The sequence below is a fragment of the Pseudomonas sp. BN515 genome, from assembly GCF_029873155.1.
In the GTDB taxonomy this organism is placed as follows: Bacteria; Pseudomonadota; Gammaproteobacteria; order Pseudomonadales; family Pseudomonadaceae; genus Metapseudomonas.
Genome location: NZ_SSOH01000020.1, coordinates 130,673 through 148,846, shown reverse-complemented (window position 1 = coordinate 148,846; position 18,174 = coordinate 130,673). Strand labels below are relative to the sequence as shown.

Here is an 18,174-nt window from a genome sequence, read left to right as displayed (position 1 = left end):
TGCGCTTCCGATCCGATTCACTCTTCTCGTCAGCGGGAGGCGCATTCTACAGCGTTCAAACTCACTGTCAACACCTCCGATTCAGCTTCATTCGCCAGTGGCGAACTGTTCGAAGCGAACCCTTCCAGCACTTTCTCCAAACACTTAACTCATTGATCTACAAGGAGTTTTGCTTGGCGACTGCGCCGGAAGTGGGGCGCATTATAGGGATGCAGAATCTGCCGTCAACACTTTTTTGAAAGCATCTTATTCGGCAACCAGGGAAACACGAGCAAAAGACTTCTTGCCCGCCTGCAGCACATGGGTCGACCCCAGCTTAAAGACAAAGCTGCGATCCACAACCTGGCCATCCACGCGCACGCCGCCGGAACCGAGAAGGTCGCGAGCGACAGCAGCGTTCTTCACCAGTCCTGCCTTATTAAGAACGGACGCAATGGGCATGTCCTCCGCGGACGCAAGCTGAACTTCCGGCAGATCGAGCGGCAGCTCGCCCTCTTTCATACGGTTGCCCGCGGAGCGGTGCGCGGAAGCCGCGGCCTCCTCACCATGGAACCGAGCAACGATCTCCTCGGCCAGCTTGATCTTGATGTCGCGAGGATTGGCGCCGGCCTCGACATCACGCTTGAACTGCTCGATCTCTTCCATGGAGCGGAAGCTCAGCAGCTCGAAGTAACGCCACATGAGCTGGTCAGGAATGGAGACCAGCTTGTTGTACATGACGCCCGGCGCCTCCTGGATACCCACGTAGTTACCCAGGGACTTCGACATCTTCTTAACGCCATCCAGACCTTCCAGCAGCGGCATGGTCAGGATGCATTGGGATTCCTGCCCATAGGCACGCTGAAGTTCGCGCCCCATCAGCAAGTTGAACTTCTGGTCGGTACCGCCCAGCTCGACATCCGCACGCAGCGCAACGGAGTCATACCCCTGCACCAGCGGATAGAGGAACTCGTGGATAGCGATGGGCTGGTTGGTGCTGTAGCGCTTGTTGAAGTCATCGCGCTCAAGCATGCGCGCCACGGTGTACTGGGATGCCAGACGAATAAAGTCCGCCGGGGTCAGCTTGTCCATCCAGGTGGAGTTGAATGCCACTTCGGTCTTGGCCGGATCGAGGATCTTGAACACCTGCGCCTTGTAGGTTTCGGCATTCTCCAGGACCTGCTCGCGGGTCAGCGGCGGGCGAGTGGCGCTCTTGCCACTGGGGTCACCGATCATCCCGGTGAAATCGCCAATCAGGAAGATCACCTGATGCCCCAGCTCCTGGAACTGGCGCAGCTTATTAATAAGGACGGTGTGACCGAGGTGAAGATCGGGAGCAGTCGGATCGAAGCCCGCCTTGATGCGCAGCGGCTGGCCACGCTTGAGCTTTTCGACCAGCTCGGACTCGACCAGAACCTCTTCCGCACCGCGCTTGATCAGCGCCAGCTGCTCTTCAACCGACTTCATGACAGGACTCGTAGACCGTGGATAGACAAAGGGGAACCAACCATACAAGATCGCGAACTAATTACAAGTTTTGCGCCCAGCCCCATGCCAGTCAGCGGAAGGCACCAATCCAAGGTTGCCTAGGGCGTATTTTGATTATATTTTAGGCAGTTAGTTCATATTCCAAAAACACCACACGCCATGACGCATTCAGTACCTAAAGCGCCGCCGCCCTATCCGAAGAGCCACTTGCTGGCTGCAAGCGGTGTGGCTGCGCTGCTCAGCCTGGCCCTGCTGGTGTTCCCGTCTCGCGAGGTCGAGGCGAAGAAGACCTTCATCAATCTGGAGCTGGAAAACGGTTCGGAGATGGTGATCCAGGAGAAGGACGACCTCCGACCAGGATCCGTCACCGGGGATGAGGGTATCTCGCCATTCGCCAAGATCGAGAACCCAGCTGAAAACCAGAACAGCGCCGGAAAAGACGCGGACAAGAAGAAAGAAGAGACCACCGACCTCGCTACCAAGCAAACGCCTACCGATCCCAGCCTCAAGACTGTGACCGTGGGCAACGGTGATACCTTGTCCACTGTGTTCGGCAAGGTCGGCCTGTCCGCGAATGTCCTGCACGACGTCCTGAACAGCAGCAAGGACGCCAAGCAACTCAGCCGCCTCAAGGTTGGCCAGAGCTTTGAGTTCAAACTGACCCCCAGCGGCGAACTCGAGAAGATCAGCACCAAGCTGAGCGGCCTCGAGAGCGTTCACCTGGAAAAGACTTCCAAGGGTTACGCCTTCAAGCGTGACCTGATCAAGCCTGAGCTACGCTCGGCCTACGCCCGTGGCGTGATCGACAGTTCCCTGTTCCTGTCCGCCAAACGCGCCGGGCTGTCCCATGACCTGACCATGGATCTGGCCAACATCTTCGGCTACGACATCGACTTCGCCCTCGACATCCGCGAAGGCGACGAATTCGAGATGATTTACGAAGAAAAGGTGGTTGAGGGCAAGAAGGTCGGTAGCGGGGAGATCCTCGCCGCGCGCTTCACCAACCGTGGCAAGACCTTCTCTGCGGTCCGTTACGTCGACAAGCAGGGCACCGCCAGCTATCTGCGCGGTGACGGCACTGCCATGCGCAAGGCCTTCATCCGTACCCCGGTGGACTTCGCCCGCATCAGCTCGCGCTTCTCCAACGGCCGCCGCCATCCGATCCTGAACAAGATCCGTGCTCACAAAGGTGTGGACTACGCCGCTCCCCGTGGCACGCCGATCAAGGCTACCGGCGACGGCAAGATTGCCCTGGCCGGCCGCCGCGGCGGTTACGGCAATGCGGTGATCATTCAGCACGGCAGCAAGTACAAGACGCTCTACGGCCACATGCAGGGCTTCGCCAAGGGCATCCGTACCGGCGGTACCGTTAAGCAGGGCCAGATCATCGGCTACGTGGGCACGACGGGTCTTTCCACTGGACCGCACCTGCACTACGAGTTCCAGGTGAATGGTGTGCACGTCGACCCGCTGGGCGTGAAGCTGCCGATGGCGGATCCGCTGATTGCAAGCGAGAAGAAGCGCTTCCTGCAAATGAGCCAGCCGCTGATGGCGCGGATGGACCAGGAAAAGGCCAGCATGCTGGCCCTGAACAAGCGCTGACCCGATGCCGCGCTACCTTGGGGTGATGTCCGGGACCAGCCTTGATGGCCTGGACATCGCTCTGGTCGAACAGACCGACCGCATTACCCTCCTCGATACCCACTACATTCCCATGCCCGGCTCGCTTCGTAGCGAGCTGTTGGCGCTTTGCGCTTCCGGACCTGACGAATTGGCCCGGGCTGCCCTTGCGGAGAACGGCTGGGTCGAACTGGCCGCGGCGGGGATCAACGCCCTACTGGTCCGCAACAACCTGGGTGCCAGGGACATTCGCGCCATCGGCAGCCACGGCCAGACCGTGCGCCACGAACCAGCGCGCGGTTTCACCATCCAGATCGGCAATCCCGCCCTGCTCGCCGAGCTCACCGGTGTCACGGTGGTCGGCGACTTCCGGCGACGCGATGTAGCCGCTGGCGGCCAGGGTGCGCCGCTGGTTCCGGCGTTCCACGAGTCCCTTTTCAGCGACGAGAACTGCAACCGTGCCGTGCTCAACGTCGGCGGCTTCAGCAACCTGAGCCTCATCGAGCCGGGCAAGGCAGTTCACGGATTCGACTGCGGTCCAGGCAACGTCCTGCTGGACGCCTGGATTCATCTCCAGCGCGGTGATAGCTACGACCGCAATGGAGACTGGGCTGCCACCGGCACCCTGCAGCAAAAGTTGCTGGATACCCTGTACGGCGATGCCTTCTTCACCACACGGGGCCCCAAGAGCACTGGCCGCGAGCTGTTCAACCTAGGCTGGCTGCAGTCCCACCTGGCGCGGCTGCCCCGCTTCAAGCCCGAGGACGTACAGGCCACGCTGCTGGAGCTCACCGCCCGCAGCATCATCGAGTCCCTCCAGGCGGCACAGCCGAAGACCGACGACCTGCTGGTCTGTGGCGGCGGCGCCCATAACCGGCAACTGATGCTGCGTCTGGCTGCCCTGCTGCCAGGTGCCCGTGTCAGCAGCACTGCAGATTTCGGCGTGGATCCGGACTGGGTCGAGGCAATGGCCTTCGCCTGGCTCGCTCACTGCTGCCTCGAAGGTATTCCCACCAATCGCCCCAGCGTCACCGGCGCCAAAGGGCTGCGCGTCCTCGGCGCGATCTACCCCGCCTGACTCACAAACGAAAACGCCGTGCTCAGGGGCACGGCGTTTCTGTGTTCGCTCGGAAGATCAGATCGAGAACGAAGAACCGCAACCACAGGTGGTGGTGGCATTCGGGTTCTTGATCACGAAGCGCGAACCCTCGAGGCCTTCCTGGTAATCCACTTCGGCACCCGCGAGGTACTGGAAGCTCATCGGGTCGACGACCAGGCTCACACCGTCGCGCTCGACAATGGTGTCATCATCCGACACGTCTTCATCGAACGTGAAACCGTACTGGAAACCCGAGCAGCCGCCGCCGGTCACGAAGACACGGAGTTTCAGGCGCGGATTGCCCTCTTCATCGATCAGGTTCTTCACCTTGTTGGCCGCACCTTCGGTGAACATCAGGGCTGAAGGGGTGAAGGTTTCGACGCTCATGCTGCAACTCTCCCGGCTCGACGCCGCCATACTGCGCTAAGGCGAGGCATTATCCGCTTACCCTACAAAACTGGTCAACTATTAAGCGATTGGACTCGGCCGACAGGCCGAAGTGCGGCGCCGGCGAGCAAGTCGCCGGCGCCGATGGACATCAGGGCAGCAGTGCAGCGTGGGACAGGCCCAGGCGCTCCTCGAGGCCGAACATGATGTTGAGGTTCTGAACCGCCTGTCCCGATGCACCCTTGACCAGGTTGTCGATCACCGAGAGCACGACCACCAGATCGCCGCCCTGGGGACGGTGCACCGCGATACGGCAGACGTTGGCGCCGCGCACGCTGCGGGTCTCCGGATGGCTGCCGGCCGGCATCACGTCAACGAAGGGCTCATTGGCGTAACGCTTCTCGAACAGCGCCTGCAGGTCCACGCCCTTGTCCGCGACGTTCGCGTAGAGGGTCGCGTGGATGCCACGGATCATCGGCGTCAGGTGCGGCACGAAGGTCAGACCGACCGGGCCACCGGCTGCGCGGCGCAGGCCCTGGCTGATTTCCGGCAGGTGACGGTGCCCTTTCACCGAGTAGGCCATCATGCTCTCGCCAGCCTCGCAGAACAGCGAACCCACCTTGGCACCACGGCCCGCGCCGCTGACACCGGACTTGCAGTCGGCGATCAACTGCTTGGTGTCGGCCAGACCGGCCTCCAGCAGCGGAATGAATCCGAGCTGGGTAGCAGTCGGGTAGCAACCCGGGACGGCGATCAGACGCGCGCCCTTGATGGCTTCGCGATTCACTTCCGGCAGGCCATAAACGGCTTCCGGCAGCAGCGCGGGCGCGCCATGGGGTTGGCCGTACCACTTGGCCCACTCTTCAGCGTCCTGCAGGCGGAAGTCGGCGGAAAGGTCGATCACGCGGGTACCGGCATCCAGCAGTTCGCCAGCCAGGGCATGGGCGACACCATGGGGAGTGGCGAAGAAGACCACGTCGCAGCCGCCCAGGGTCGCCACATCAGGCACGCTGAACGCAAGGTTGTCATAGTGGCCGCGCAGGTTCGGATACATGTCGGCGACCTTCACCCCAGCCTCGGATCGCGAGGTAATCACTGCGACCTCCGCCTGCGGATGCTGAGCCAGCAGACGCAGCAGTTCGACACCGGTGTAGCCCGTGCCGCCGACGATTCCGACCTTGACCATCACTTGCCCCTCAAAGAACCGATTGGAAAGCTGCCGATGATAAGGCCGCATCGGTCAGGGGCCAACCGCCGAGGTGACGTGCGGCCCATCAAGCCTCTACTATCCGGGCAATCTGCCCGATGGAAATCACCCCATGCTCTACCTGTGGCTCAAGGCCCTGCACATCATCGCCGTCATCTGCTGGTTCGCCGGCCTCTTCTACCTGCCGCGTCTGTTCGTGTACCACGCCATGGCGGAGGACGAACCCAGCCGCGAACGCTTCAAGGTCATGGAGCGCAAGCTCTACCGCGGCATCATGGGCCCCTCGATGATCGCTACCCTGGTCTTCGGCATCTGGATGCTCTACCTCAACTCCGGCTGGCTGAGCCAGGGTTGGCTCCATGCCAAGCTCACGCTGGTGGTTCTGCTGATCGGCTACCACCATGCGTGCGGCTCGCTGCTCAAGCGCTTCGCCCGAGACGAAAACCGTCGCGGCCACGTGTTCTACCGCTGGTTCAACGAAGTCCCGGTGCTCTTCCTGATCGCTATCGTCATCCTGGTGGTGGTCAAACCTTTCTGACCTGACAAGAGGAATGCCAGATGTCCCTGCCCGCCCTGCTCGATCAACGTCTGCGCTTGCCGGTCGTGGCTGCGCCGATGTTCCTGGTGTCCAATCCCAAACTGGTCCTGGCGTGCTGCAACAACGGCATCGTCGGCAGTTTTCCGGCCCTGAACCAGCGGGAGAGCAGCGGCTTCCGCGCCTGGCTGGACGAGATTGAAGCGGGACTGGGAGCGGACGCCGCGCCCTTCGCGGTCAACCTCATCGTCCACCACAGCAATCCGCGCCTGCAGGCCGACCTGGCCATCTGCGTGGAAAAGCGTGTCCCGATCGTCATCACCAGCCTGGGCGCAGTGAAGGAAGTGGTGGACGCCGTGCACAGCTACGGCGGTCTGGTGTTCCACGACGTGACTACCCGCCGCCATGCAGAGAAAGCCGCGGAGGCCGGCGTTGACGGCCTGATCGCGGTTGCCGCCGGCGCCGGTGGCCACGCCGGGACCTGGAGCCCCTTCGCCCTCGTCGCCGAGATCCGCCAGTTCTTCGACAAGACCCTGCTACTCGCCGGTTGCCTCAATCACGGCCACGAGATCTTCGCCGCGCAGATGCTCGGCGCCGACCTGGCCTACCTCGGCACCCGCTTCATCGCCACCCAGCAGAGCGATGCCGAAACCCGCTACAAGCAGATGATCCTCGACGCCCGCGCCGCCGACATCATCCACACCCCGGCGGTATCCGGCGTCCCCGCCAGCTTCATGCGCCAGAGCCTGGAAGCCGCTGGCTACGACCTTAAACGCCTCGCCGACAAGGGTGACATCAACTACGGCGAGAAGCTGAAGCCGGTCAGTGACGAGGCCAAGGCCTGGAAGACCGTGTGGTCCGCCGGCCAGGGTGTCGGCAATATCCGCGACCTGCCGACGGTGGACGAACTGATCGCCCGCCTTGACCAGGAATATCGCGCCGCACGCGAGAAAGCAGGACAACTGGGCCAGCGCTGGGCCCGATGAAGCGACGCACCCTGCTCGGGCTCGGAGCAATCGGCGCGCTGGGACTTCTGGCGGCGCGCCCGACCGATCATGGCCGCCCCCACGACGCCTACTTCGCACGCCTGAATGAAATGCTGCGCCTGGAGGGCGGCGGCATCCCGCAGCTGGTCATCGACCTGGATCGGCTGGATGCCAATGCCGACCTGCTGGCATCCCGGCTCGGCCAGCGCCCCTTGCGCCTGGTGGCGAAGTCCCTGGCTTGCGGCGGATTGCTCGACTATCTCGCACGTCGCTTGAACTGCTCGCGCTTCATGGTCTTCCACCAGCTGCAGTTGAACCAACTGGCCCGGCTCTTCCCCAATGGCGATCTGCTGCTGGGCAAGCCACTGCCCGCTGCCGCAGCCCTGGCCTTCTACCAGCAGCTGCCCCGCCACCTGGGGTTCGAGCCCAGCCGTCAGGTCACCTGGCTGGTAGACAGTCCCCAGCGCCTGCAGGAATACGCCGAACTGGGCCGAGCCCTGAGCCAGCCGCTGCAAATCGCCCTGGAAATCGATATCGGCCTGTCCCGGGGCGGATTCCCCACGCCCGAGGCACTGGGCAGCGCGCTCCAGCAATTCGCCAACGACCAACCCCTGCTGCAGTTGCGCGGACTGATGGGCTACGACGCCCACGTGGCCCACGCCCCAATCTGGGTAAGTCGGGCAAAGGCTTTGGATGAGAGCAACGCGCGCTACCAGGCCTTCATCCACACCGCCCAGGCATCACCGCTTTGGCCGCAAGCGCCGCTACTGAATGGCGGCGGCAGTCAGACTTACCCGCTACACAGCGATAGCAATGGGCCCCTGAACGAGATTGCAGTGGGCTCGGCGCTGCTGAAGCCCGCCGGTTTCGACAGCGATCTGCTCAAGAAGCACCAGCCGGCCCTGTGGATAGCCGCGCCGGTACTCAAGGTGCTCGATGGCGCCCTACCCTACCTGGAAGGCGCACAAACCCTGTTACAGGGCTGGAATCCGAATCGCCAACGCGCCCACTACCTGTACGGGGGCAACTGGCAGGCCGAACCGGTTTCCCCGGTCGGGCTTGCCTACGACAGCCTCTACGGACGCAGCGCCAACCAGGAGCGCCTGATCGGTTCACGCGCCACGAAGCTCGCCGTGGACGACTGGGTCTTCCTGCGCCCCATGCAATCCGAGGGCACCCTTGGCGAGTTCGCTGACCTGAGGCTACTGCGCCGCGGCAGCCTGGTCGGCCGCTGGAGCCCACTCGGACTCACCTGAACCCTCTGCGTTTTGTGCGCCAGGCCGCTTGTGCCGCGGGCCGCAGCGCAATTACGCTGTGCCATCATCCATTTCTGTCGTCGACAAGGACGCCCGTATGACCGAAGCCCGCTACAAGATCGTCTTTGATGGTCAACCGATGCCCGGTGTGGCACTGGAAACCGTCAAGGAAAACCTCGCCCGCCTGTTCAAGAGCGATGCCGACAAGATCGAAAGCCTGTTCGGCGGGCGCAGCGTTGCCCTCAAGCGTGACCTGGTGGAAGCCGAGGCGGACAAGTACCTGGCCGCGTTGCAGCGGGCGGGCGCCAAGGTGCGCAAGGAGCAGGACACCGTGGCCGGGCTGAGTCTGGTGACCACGGAGGACCATCCGGCCCCGGCCACCGTCGCAGCCGAAGCCGCATCTGCAGCCACCGAAAACATGAGCTGCCCGAAATGTGGCCATGAGCAACCGAAAGCAGCCGAATGCCAGGCCTGCGGCATCATCGTCGACAAGTACCTGGCCCGCCAGGTGCAACTGGCCCAGGAGGCGCCCCAGGTAAACGCCTCGAATGACGGCGGCTCCGCCACTTCCCCCTATGCCCCGCCCCAGGCCCAGGTGGGCGAGCAACTTCCGGAGTTCGGCGAACTGAAGGTCTTCGGCACCAGTGGCCGGATCGGCCGGGTCCGCTACCTCGGCTGGAGCATGGCGCTGATGCTGGCCTTCCTGCCCATCGGCGGTGTGATCCTCGGCAGCTACGCGCTTTCCGATGCCCTCGCCGGCCTGCTGACGATTGCTGCCTGCCTCGCGCTGGTGGTGGTCAGCGTATGCATCGGCGTGCAGCGCCTGCACGACATGGGTTGGTCCGGCTGGCTCTGGCTGTTGAACTTCGTCCCCGTCGTCGGCAGTGTGTTCGCCTTGCTGATGCTGTTCATGCCGGGCACCGACGGCCCCAACCGCTATGGCCCACCGCCGCCGCCCAACAGCCGGTCGGTGAAAGTGCTCGCCTGGTTGATCCTTCTTGTACCGGTTATCGGTATAGTCGCCGCCATTTCGATACCGGCCTACCAGGACTACGTGATGCGCGCCCAGATGGGCGATGCCGCCAGCTTCGAGCAGCCTGCCGAAGCCCCCGCCCTTGAAGGCGAGTCCGCCGAGTAAGCAACCTCCCGGGGCCGGCGATGTCCAACCCGGCCCCGTTACGGAGAACCTCCAGATGCCTCGTTATGCCCTGATCACCGGCGCCTCCAGCGGTATTGGCCTGGCCATGGCCGAGGCGCTGGCACGCCGGGGTCGACACCTGCTGCTGGTCGCCCGGCAGCGGGATGTGCTGGAGAGCGTCGCCTGCGAGCTGACCCAGCGTTTCGGCGTGGAAGTGCTGTTCCGCTACTGCGACCTGGCCGAGCCCCTGCAGGTTTCCGGGCTGTTGATGGACCTGGAACAAGGGGAGCGGGAGATCGACTTGCTGGTGAACAACGCCGGCATCGGCACTTCCGGGGCCTTCGTCGACCAGGACTGGGGGCGCGAGCAGGAACTCATCGAAGTGAACATCCTGGCCCTTGCCCGCCTTTGCCACGGCATTGGCGGCCTGATGGCGCGCCAGGGCGGCGGCCAGATCCTCAATATCGCCTCGGTGGCCGGTTTCCAGCCCGGCCCCTGGATGAGCAGTTACTACGCCAGCAAGGCTTACGTCCTGAACTTCACCGAGGGGCTGCGCGAAGAGCTGCGTCCGCGCGGTGTGAAAGTCTCGGTGCTGTGCCCCGGTCCCACCCGCACGGCCTTCTTTCGCGGCGCCCATATGGAGGTTGGGAGCCTCGAAAGCAGCAAGTTGATGATGAGCCCCGAGGAAGTGGCGCTGATCACGGTGCGCGCACTGGAAAAGAACCGCGCCATCATCATCCCGGGTTGGCGCAACCGGCTGGCCGCTTTCTTCCCCCGACTGGCCCCACGCTGGCTGGTGCGCCGCGTACTGGGCCAGGTCATTCGCCGTTTCGCCCAGCCCTGAGCGGCATCAGTCGGCTTTCACGCAACGGCCATTCGCCCAGGCCCGCAGACTCGCCAGTTGCTCGGCCATCAATACCGATAGTGGCGCCGTGCCCTTGATCTCTCGCAGCAGCAGCGCCTGATCAGCCGGACATTGCTGGGCCTGCGCCGCATAAAGCATCCCCACCACCGCCTGCTCGATCTCGGCACCGGAAAAACCATCACTGGCAGCCACCAATTGATGCAGGTCGAACTGTGCCGGATCGAGCTCGCGGCGGCCCAGGTGGATACGGAAGATCTCCGCACGGACTTCGGGTTGCGGCAGGTCGACGAAAAACAGCTCGTCGAAACGGCCCTTGCGCAGCAGCTCCGGTGGCAGCCGGTCGATGGCGTTGGCAGTCGCCACCATGAACACCGGCGCCTTGCGCTCAGACATCCAGGTCAGCAGCGTGCCCAATACCCGCTGGCTCACACCGCCATCGTGATCGCCGCTGGCCAGCCCCTTCTCCACTTCGTCCATCCACAACACACAGGGCGCCATCTGCTCGGCGAGCTTCAATGCCTCGCGCAGATTGCGCTCGGTCTCGCCGAAGAACTTGTTGTACAGGCAGGCGAAGTCCAGGCGCAGCAGCGGCAACCCCCAGAGACCGGCGACCGCCTTGGCCGCGAGGCTCTTGCCGCCGCCCTGCACACCGACCAGCAGCACGCCCTTGGGCCGGTCCACTGGCTTCTCCTCCAGCACCGCAGCCTGGCGTTCGGCCAGCCAGCGCTTGAGGTTGCCCAGGCCACCCACTTCGGCGAAGCGCGCGGTTTCGTACTCGAAGCTGAGCACGCCTTCCAGGTCCAGCAACTGGAACTTCGCCTTGTTCAGTTCCGGCAGGTCTTCCTGGGTGATGGCGCCGTCATCGCAGATCACATTGCGCGCCAGGGCGCGGGCTTCACCGTGGCTCATGCCGCGCAGGTTCTTCACCACCTGCTGCAGGGTGCGATTGTCCGTGCGGACCCGCGCGCCGCGATTGCGCTCGCTCCAGCGCGCCGCCTCCTCGCGGACGATGCTCATCAGTTCATCTTCGCCGGGCAGCGCCAGGTCGAAGCGCGCGGCATAGCGCTGCACTTCCGGCGGCAGCTTCAGGGCGTGGGACACCAGCACCAGCGTCGGCTTGTGGTTGCCCTCGGCCATCGCCACTTCCTTGAGCAACCGCACCACCTTGGGGTTGTCGTCGAGGAAGGGATGCAGGTCGCACATCACGTAGAGGTTGGGTTGCGGGTCGGCCTTGATCAACTTGAGTGCGGTTTCCGGCTCGCGGCTGTCCCCTTCACCCAGGCTGTCACCACCGAATCCCAGCCGCTGGAGCCCTTCGCTGATTGCCCAGGTGAAAAGCCCGAGTCCGCGTTTGACTGCCAGGCTGGTGAGGGTTTCCAGCACCCGGCGCTCATCCCAGGACTCGATCAGGATCAGCTTCACGCGCGAATCCAGCACCAGGCCGAGGTCGTGGATATCGTTCTTCACAGGGGCTCCTTGAGGGGGTCGGCCGGCGCTGGCCGGGACATTCGCTCGCCGTTAAACTCGGGACTTCTTATAACAGGCCGGAGAATTCCCGTGGACTGTCTGTTCTGCAAAATCGCCGCTGGGCAAATTCCCGCACGCAAGCTCTATGAAGACGATCATGTCGTCGCCTTCCACGACATCGCGCCGCAAGCTCCCGTGCACTTCCTGGTGATCCCGAAGAAGCACATTCCCGTCCTCACCGACCTCACCGAAGACGACAAGGCCCTGGTTGGCCATATCGCCTATACCGCCCAGCGCCTGGCGGCCGAACAGGGCTGCGACGAAGGCTTCCGCCTGGTGATGAACTGCAATGAGCAAGGCGGCCAGACCGTCTACCACATCCATATGCACGTACTCGGTCAGCGCCAGATGCACTGGCCTCCGGGCTGATCCGCCAGCGCCATCCGGGGCGGGAAGCCTCCCGCCCGTCAGCCCCGGCCTGACGCCAGTCAAGCCTTGATCATGGCCTTGCGGTAGAATGCCCGCCGACGTCCCACGGAGGTGCCGCATGGCCAGCGAACGTTCCTACTCCCCCGCCGACCGCCTGCTGCTGCAGGCCGATGCCGCACTGCGCACCCTGCTGCCGTTCACCGGCCAGCCGTTCCGCCCGTCCCCGGCCGATGGCCAGCCCGATGCCGAGCTCAAGCCCGAGGATGCCCGCCATATTGCCGGCCTGATGCGCATCAACCATACCGGCGAGGTCTGCGCCCAGGCGCTCTACCAGGGCCAGGCGCTGACCGCCAAGCTGCCCGAGGTGCGCGAAGCCATGGAACATGCCGCCGAGGAAGAGATCGACCATCTGGCCTGGTGCGAACAGCGCATCCGCGAACTGGGCAGCCGCCCGAGCATCCTCAATCCGGTTTTCTACGGCCTGTCCTTCGGCGTTGGCGCCATGGCCGGTCTGATCAGCGACCGCGTCAGCCTGGGCTTCGTCGCGGCCACCGAGGACCAGGTGTGCAAGCACCTCGACGAGCACCTCGAGCAACTTCCGGCAGACGATGCCCGGTCCCGCGCCATCCTCGAACAGATGCGCATAGACGAAGAGCAGCACGCCACCAGTGCCCTGGAAGCCGGCGGCCTGCGTTTCCCGGCACCGGTCAAGTTCGGTATGACCCTGCTCTCCAAGGTCATGACCAAGAGCACCTACCGGGTCTGATCCCGCAAACGAAAAAAGGGCGCCATCAGGCGCCCTTTTTCTTTCCCGCGTCGAACCGCCTCAGTTGGGCATGTTCCGCGCGTAGAAGATTTCCAGCATTTCGTGGCGCACGCGCGCCTCGACTTCCTTGCGCTGCTCCGCAGTCAGGTTGCTGGTGGCGTCGCCGAACAGGTAGTTGTCCAGTTCGAAGTCCTTGAGCAGCATCTTGGTGTGGAACATGTTCTCCTGGTACACGTTGACGTCCGTCATCTGGTACGCGTCCTGGGTGTCTTCGGAGAGGTAGTTCTGGATCGAGTTGATCTCGTGGTCGATGAAGTGCTTCTTGCCTTCCACGTCACGGGTGAAACCGCGCACGCGGTAGTCCACGGTGACGATGTCCGAATCGAACTGGTGGATCAGGTAGTTGAGCGCCTTCAGCGGGGAGATCACGCCGCAGGTGGAAACATCGATGTCCACCCGGAAGGTGGCGATACCCGACACCGGATGGATTTCCGGATAGGTGTGAACGGTGATGTGGCTCTTGTCGAGGTGGGCCAGGATGGTCTCCGGCAGCGGGCCCGGAGATTCCTCGATCTGGCTGTCGGTGGGCGTCACCGGCTGCTCGGAGATGAGGATGGTCACGCTCGCACCCTGGGGATCGTAATCCTGGCGGGCGATGTTGAGGATATTGGCACCGATGATGTCCACCACGTCGGTGAGGATCTGGGTCAGGCGCTCGGCGTCGTACTCTTCGTCGATGTACTGGACGTAGGCCTGCTGGTCCTCGGGGGTTTCCGCGTAGCAGATGTCATAGATGTTGAAGCTCAAGGTCTTCGTCAGGTTGTTGAACCCGTGGAGCTTGAGTTTGCTTTTCACCGTTGAGAGCTCTCTGTGCATATGCGGCTCTGCCGCGTGGTTGAGCATGCCCGTCAGAAGCGCACGACACTTCTGCGTAGGACGGTTTACACCTCTTCGCGTTGGCGATTGTGGTCGTATTTTCGGGGCCCGGAGCCCCGGAATCTGGAAGGGGGCGAATTATGCAGACGACGGGCGCCATCTGCCAGAGTTTGCCGCGCAAATATGATGGCCGGATGTCTTCAGACAACCGGCCATCGATACGGGGTCAGGCACCCAGTTCGACGATCTCATAGTCGTGGGTAATCTCGACGCCGGCGCGGCCGAGCATGATCGAGGCCGAGCAGTATTTCTCGGCGGAGAGTTCCACGGCGCGCTTAACCTGGGCTTCCTTCAGACCACGGCCTTTCACCACGAAGTGCACGTGGATCTTGGTGAAGACCTTGGGGTCTTCGCTGGCGCGTTCGGCTTCGAGGAAGGCTTCGCAACTCTCCACCGGCTGGCGGGATTTTTTCAGGATCGCGACGACGTCGAAGTTGGTGCAGCCGCCGAGGCCCAGCAGGAGCATTTCCATGGGACGCACGCCCAGGTTACGGCCGCCGGCCTCGGGCGGACCGTCCATCACCACTGCGTGGCCGCTACCGGATTCGCCAAGGAACATGGCTTCGCCAGCCCATTGGATGCGTGCTTTCATCGCCTGAAACTCCGCTTGAAAAAAGGTGCGGTAGCTTATCACAGCGCATTTTCCATTCCGGGTCTGAAATAGTTCCCGGACAGGTGTTAGGTGCGTCGCAAAATCACATTGTTGAATCATGGGCGTCTGTTAAGCTGGCGCCGGATTACTGGCACACTTGGCCGGACAACTATTAGAAAATTGCCTGTTAGACAAAGGCTTACCTTCTCTTTTTCGGGACTCGGGCATGGTCGCAATTACCCTTACACCAAAAATAAAGAGCCTGGACAAACTACTCGCGCATTGTCATCGCCGTCGCTACACGGCCAAGAGCACCATCATCTACGCAGGCGATCGCTGCGAAACCCTCTTCTTCATCATCAAAGGTTCCGTCACCATCCTGATCGAGGATGACGATGGCCGAGAAATGATCATTGCCTATCTCAATGCCGGGGACTTCTTCGGTGAGATGGGCCTGTTCGAAAAAGAAGGCGCGGAGAAGGAACGCAGCGCCTGGGTTCGCGCCAAGACGGAGTGCGAAGTGGCGGAGCTGAGCTACGCCAAGTTCCGCGAACTCACCCAGCAAGACCCCGAAATCCTCTACGCCCTGGGCAGCCAGATGGCTGACCGCCTGCGCAACACCACACGCAAGGTGGGCGACCTGGCCTTCCTCGATGTCACCGGTCGCGTGGCACGCACCCTGCTCGACCTGTGCAAGCAGCCCGACGCCATGACTCACCCCGATGGCATGCAGATCAAGATCACCCGTCAGGAAATTGGCCGGATCGTTGGCTGCTCCCGCGAGATGGTTGGTCGCGTGCTGAAGAGCCTGGAAGAACAGGGTCTGGTACATGTGAAGGGGAAGACCATGGTGGTCTTCGGCACCCGATAAGGGCGCTGAGACCACAAACGAAAAAGCCGGCGCAAGCCGGCTTTTTCATGTCTGGGGGGGCGCCGGATCAGTCCGGATCGATGCCCGCCACCACGCGGTTGCGCTCGGGGAAGAACAGCCGGCTCAGTTCGGTGCCCGGCTCCTCGGCGCGCATGAAGGCCTCGCCCACCAGGAACGCGTATACGCCGCTGACTTCCATCAGCTCCACGTCGGCACGGTTGAGGATGCCGCTCTCGGTCACCACCAGGCGGTCGCGCGGGATGCGCGGCAGCAGGTCGAGGGTGTTTTCCAGGCTTACCTCGAAAGTGTGCAGGTTACGGTTGTTGATGCCCACCAGCGGGGTATCCAGGCAGTTCAGTGCGCGGTCCAGCTCTGCGGCGTCGTGCACTTCCACCAGCACGTCGAGACCGACGTCCTTGGCGGTAGCGGCCAGCTCCTTCATGCGACTGTCTTCCAGGGCGGAGACGATCAGCAGGATGCAGTCGGCGCCAATGGCACGAGCCTCAACCACCTGGTAGGGATCGATCATGAAATCCTTGCGGATGACCGGCAGGGAGCAGGCTGCGCGAGCCTCCTGCAGGTAGGCGTCGGCGCCCTGGAAGAAGTCCACATCGGTCAGTACCGAGAGGCAGGCCGCACCGCCAGCCTCATAGCTCCGGGCGATCTGCGCCGGGACGAAGTTCTCGCGCAGCACGCCCTTGCTCGGGGAGGCCTTTTTCACCTCGGCAATCACCGCCGGCTCGTGGCGCTCGGCGCGCTCCAGCAGGGCCCGGGCGAAACCACGGGGCGCATCGGCGGCACGCGCCAGCGCCTCGATTTCAGACTGGGAAACGCGGGCACGGCAGGCAGCCACTTCCTCGGCCTTGCGCGCCAGGATCTTCTCAAGAACGGTTGGGATGCTCACGCTTCATTCTCCACTCGGAACACCGCGGTAAAGGAGGCCAGCTCGTCCAGTTTCTCGCGGGCCAGGCCGGTGTGCAGGGCGTCCTGCGCCAGGCGTACACCTTCTTTCAGGCTGGAAGCCAGGTCGGCGGCATAGAGGGCCGCGCCGGCGTTCAGCACGATCATGTCGGCGGCCTTCTGGCCATTCTCGGTCTTGCGCTTGCCCAGGGCGTCGCGGATCAGTTCGAGCGACTCCTGCGGGCTGCCGACGGTCAGGCCGATCAGGCTCTGGCTCTTGATGCCGAAGTCCTCGGGCTGGATTTGGTACTCGGTGACTTCGCCGTTCTTGAGTTCGGCGACGTGGGTCGGCGCGGCGAGGCTCACCTCGTCGAGACCATCACGGGAATGCACGACCAGAATGTGCTCGCTACCCAGGCGCTTGAGCACCTCGGCCAGCGGGCGGCACAGCGCCTGGCTGAACACGCCCACGACCTGGCGCTTCACCCCGGCCGGATTCGTAAGCGGACCGAGCATGTTGAACAGGGTACGCAGCCCCAGTTCGCGGCGCGGACCGGCAGCGTATTTCATGGCCTTGTGATGGACCTGGGCGAACATGAAGCCGACGCCGATGCTCTCGATGCAACGGGCGACCTGTTCGGGCTTGAGGTCAAGGTAGATGCCGGCGGCTTCCAGCACGTCGGCGCTGCCGGTCTTGCCGGACACCGCGCGGTTGCCGTGCTTGGCCACCTTGCCGCCCGCTGCGGCGACCACGAAGGTGGCCGCCGAGGAGACGTTGAAGATATTCGCGCCATCACCGCCGGTGCCCACCACGTCGACCACGCGATCGAGCGTGGAGAGTTCGACGCGGGTGGCCAGCTCACGCATGACCGACACCGCACCGACGATCTCTTCGATGGTCTCGCTCTTCATGCGCATGCCCATGAGGAACGCGCCGATCTGCGCATCAGTGCACTGACCGGTCATGATCAGGCGCATCACGTCCTGCATTTCTTCGGTGGTCAGGTCCAGCTGGTTGACCACACGGTTCAGGGCTTCCTTGATGTCCATCAACGCACTCCACCGGTCTGCTTGAGGAAGTTGGCCAGCAGTTCGTGGCCTTGTTCGGTAAGGATGGACTCCGGATGGAATTGCACACCCTCGACGTTCAGCGTCTTGTGACGCAGCCCCATGATTTCGTCTACCGAGCCGTCGGCATGCTGGGTCCAGGCGGTGACTTCCAGCGCTTCGGGCAGGGTCTCCAGCTTCACCACCAGGGAGTGGTAGCGGGTGACGGTCAGTGGGTGATTCAGGCCTTCGAACACGCCCTGGTCCTTGTGGAACACCGGACTGGTCTTGCCGTGCATGGCCTGGCGTGCGCGCACCACGTCACCGCCGAAAGCCTGGCCGATACTCTGGTGGCCCAGGCACACGCCGAGGATCGGCAGCTTGCCGGCGAAGTGACGGATCACCTCCAGCGAAACGCCGGCTTCGTTGGGCGTGCAGGGACCGGGGGAGACCACGATGCGCTCCGGGTTCAGCGCCTCGATCTGGGCGATGGAGAGCTCGTCGTTGCGGATCACGTGCACGTCCGCGCCCAGCTCGCCCAGGTACTGCACCACGTTGTAGGTAAAGGAATCGTAGTTGTCGATCATCAGCAGCATGGTGCAATCC

Annotated in this window: 19 protein-coding genes; 10 read left to right on the top strand and 9 right to left on the bottom strand. The window is 63.2% G+C overall.

Translation table 11 applies throughout. The features are described from left to right. Positions 1-246 precede the first annotated feature (246 nt). A complete protein-coding gene (gene tyrS, locus E8E91_RS05385; RefSeq protein WP_280374909.1) occupies positions 247-1,446 on the bottom strand; it encodes a tyrosine--tRNA ligase in 1,200 nt (399 codons plus the stop codon). Positions 1,447-1,626: 180 nt separating this feature from the next. Here tyrS and E8E91_RS05380 point away from each other — a divergent pair, with 180 nt between their 5' ends. Then, entirely contained in the window at positions 1,627-3,069 is a 1,443-nt protein-coding gene (locus E8E91_RS05380; protein WP_280374908.1) for a peptidoglycan DD-metalloendopeptidase family protein, read from the top strand. A gap of 4 nt (positions 3,070-3,073) precedes the next feature. Then, on the top strand, positions 3,074-4,165 hold the full coding sequence (locus E8E91_RS05375) for an anhydro-N-acetylmuramic acid kinase (protein WP_280374907.1): 1,092 nt from the start codon (positions 3,074-3,076) through the stop codon (positions 4,163-4,165). A 57-nt stretch (positions 4,166-4,222) separates the two neighbouring features. On the opposite strand, the gene erpA is transcribed toward E8E91_RS05375, so the two are convergent. Both erpA and argC read right to left on the bottom strand, forming a co-directional pair. Then, positions 4,223-4,573: an iron-sulfur cluster insertion protein ErpA gene (gene erpA / locus E8E91_RS05370; protein WP_151131559.1), complete on the bottom strand. Its 351-nt coding sequence runs from the start codon at positions 4,571-4,573 to the stop codon at positions 4,223-4,225. A 151-nt stretch (positions 4,574-4,724) separates the two neighbouring features. After that, positions 4,725-5,759 (bottom strand): N-acetyl-gamma-glutamyl-phosphate reductase, encoded by a 1,035-nt coding sequence (argC, locus tag E8E91_RS05365; RefSeq protein ID WP_280374906.1) that lies wholly within the window; start codon positions 5,757-5,759, stop codon positions 4,725-4,727. Between the two features lie 133 nt (positions 5,760-5,892). Between argC and hemJ the strand changes: the two genes are divergently transcribed. From hemJ to E8E91_RS05340, 5 genes are all read left to right on the top strand, one after another. Then, positions 5,893-6,318, top strand: coding sequence for a protoporphyrinogen oxidase HemJ (hemJ, locus tag E8E91_RS05360; protein ID WP_226283395.1), 426 nt, complete (start codon positions 5,893-5,895; stop codon positions 6,316-6,318). Between the two features lie 20 nt (positions 6,319-6,338). Further along, positions 6,339-7,301, top strand: coding sequence for a nitronate monooxygenase family protein (locus E8E91_RS05355; RefSeq protein WP_280374905.1), 963 nt, complete (start codon positions 6,339-6,341; stop codon positions 7,299-7,301). Next, positions 7,298-8,557 (top strand): alanine racemase, encoded by a 1,260-nt coding sequence (locus E8E91_RS05350; protein ID WP_280374904.1) that lies wholly within the window; start codon positions 7,298-7,300, stop codon positions 8,555-8,557. Before E8E91_RS05355 ends, E8E91_RS05350 begins: the two co-directional genes overlap by 4 nt. 97 nt (positions 8,558-8,654) lie before the next feature. Beyond that, complete coding sequence (locus E8E91_RS05345; RefSeq protein WP_280374903.1) at positions 8,655-9,695, top strand: DUF805 domain-containing protein; 1,041 nt, start codon at positions 8,655-8,657, stop codon at positions 9,693-9,695. 55 nt (positions 9,696-9,750) lie between these two features. Continuing rightward, positions 9,751-10,539 (top strand): SDR family oxidoreductase, encoded by a 789-nt coding sequence (locus E8E91_RS05340; RefSeq protein ID WP_280374902.1) that lies wholly within the window; start codon positions 9,751-9,753, stop codon positions 10,537-10,539. Between the two features lie 6 nt (positions 10,540-10,545). Here E8E91_RS05340 and E8E91_RS05335 read toward each other — a convergent pair whose 3' ends face one another. Further along, a complete protein-coding gene (locus tag E8E91_RS05335) occupies positions 10,546-12,027 on the bottom strand; it encodes an AAA family ATPase (RefSeq protein WP_280374901.1) in 1,482 nt (493 codons plus the stop codon). 90 nt (positions 12,028-12,117) lie between these two features. Here E8E91_RS05335 and E8E91_RS05330 point away from each other — a divergent pair, with 90 nt between their 5' ends. Both E8E91_RS05330 and coq7 read left to right on the top strand, forming a co-directional pair. Continuing rightward, a complete protein-coding gene (locus E8E91_RS05330; RefSeq protein WP_151131551.1) occupies positions 12,118-12,456 on the top strand; it encodes a histidine triad nucleotide-binding protein in 339 nt (112 codons plus the stop codon). A gap of 118 nt (positions 12,457-12,574) precedes the next feature. Beyond that, positions 12,575-13,222: a 2-polyprenyl-3-methyl-6-methoxy-1,4-benzoquinone monooxygenase gene (coq7, locus tag E8E91_RS05325; protein ID WP_280365880.1), complete on the top strand. Its 648-nt coding sequence runs from the start codon at positions 12,575-12,577 to the stop codon at positions 13,220-13,222. Positions 13,223-13,282: 60 nt separating this feature from the next. Here coq7 and speD read toward each other — a convergent pair whose 3' ends face one another. Beyond that, positions 13,283-14,077 (bottom strand): adenosylmethionine decarboxylase, encoded by a 795-nt coding sequence (gene speD, locus E8E91_RS05320; RefSeq protein WP_280365877.1) that lies wholly within the window; start codon positions 14,075-14,077, stop codon positions 13,283-13,285. A 247-nt stretch (positions 14,078-14,324) separates the two neighbouring features. Beyond that, the gene (locus E8E91_RS05315) at positions 14,325-14,750 is read right to left on the bottom strand and encodes an OsmC family protein (protein WP_151131548.1); all 426 of its coding nucleotides are present in this window, start codon (positions 14,748-14,750) and stop codon (positions 14,325-14,327) included. 226 nt (positions 14,751-14,976) lie between these two features. Between E8E91_RS05315 and crp the strand changes: the two genes are divergently transcribed. After that, a complete protein-coding gene (gene crp / locus E8E91_RS05310) occupies positions 14,977-15,621 on the top strand; it encodes a cAMP-activated global transcriptional regulator CRP (RefSeq protein WP_044871283.1) in 645 nt (214 codons plus the stop codon). A 67-nt stretch (positions 15,622-15,688) separates the two neighbouring features. On the opposite strand, the gene trpC is transcribed toward crp, so the two are convergent. Genes trpC through E8E91_RS05295 form a run of 3 tightly spaced genes read right to left on the bottom strand, consistent with a single transcriptional unit; the run spans position 15,689 to position 18,164 of the window. Next, entirely contained in the window at positions 15,689-16,525 is an 837-nt protein-coding gene (gene trpC, locus E8E91_RS05305; protein ID WP_280374900.1) for an indole-3-glycerol phosphate synthase TrpC, read from the bottom strand. Beyond that, complete coding sequence (gene trpD / locus E8E91_RS05300; protein WP_280374899.1) at positions 16,522-17,571, bottom strand: anthranilate phosphoribosyltransferase; 1,050 nt, start codon at positions 17,569-17,571, stop codon at positions 16,522-16,524. The genes trpC and trpD overlap by 4 nt, the downstream gene beginning before the upstream one ends. Beyond that, on the bottom strand, positions 17,571-18,164 hold the full coding sequence (locus tag E8E91_RS05295) for an aminodeoxychorismate/anthranilate synthase component II (protein WP_280374898.1): 594 nt from the start codon (positions 18,162-18,164) through the stop codon (positions 17,571-17,573). The genes trpD and E8E91_RS05295 overlap by 1 nt, the downstream gene beginning before the upstream one ends. Positions 18,165-18,174 lie beyond the last annotated feature (10 nt).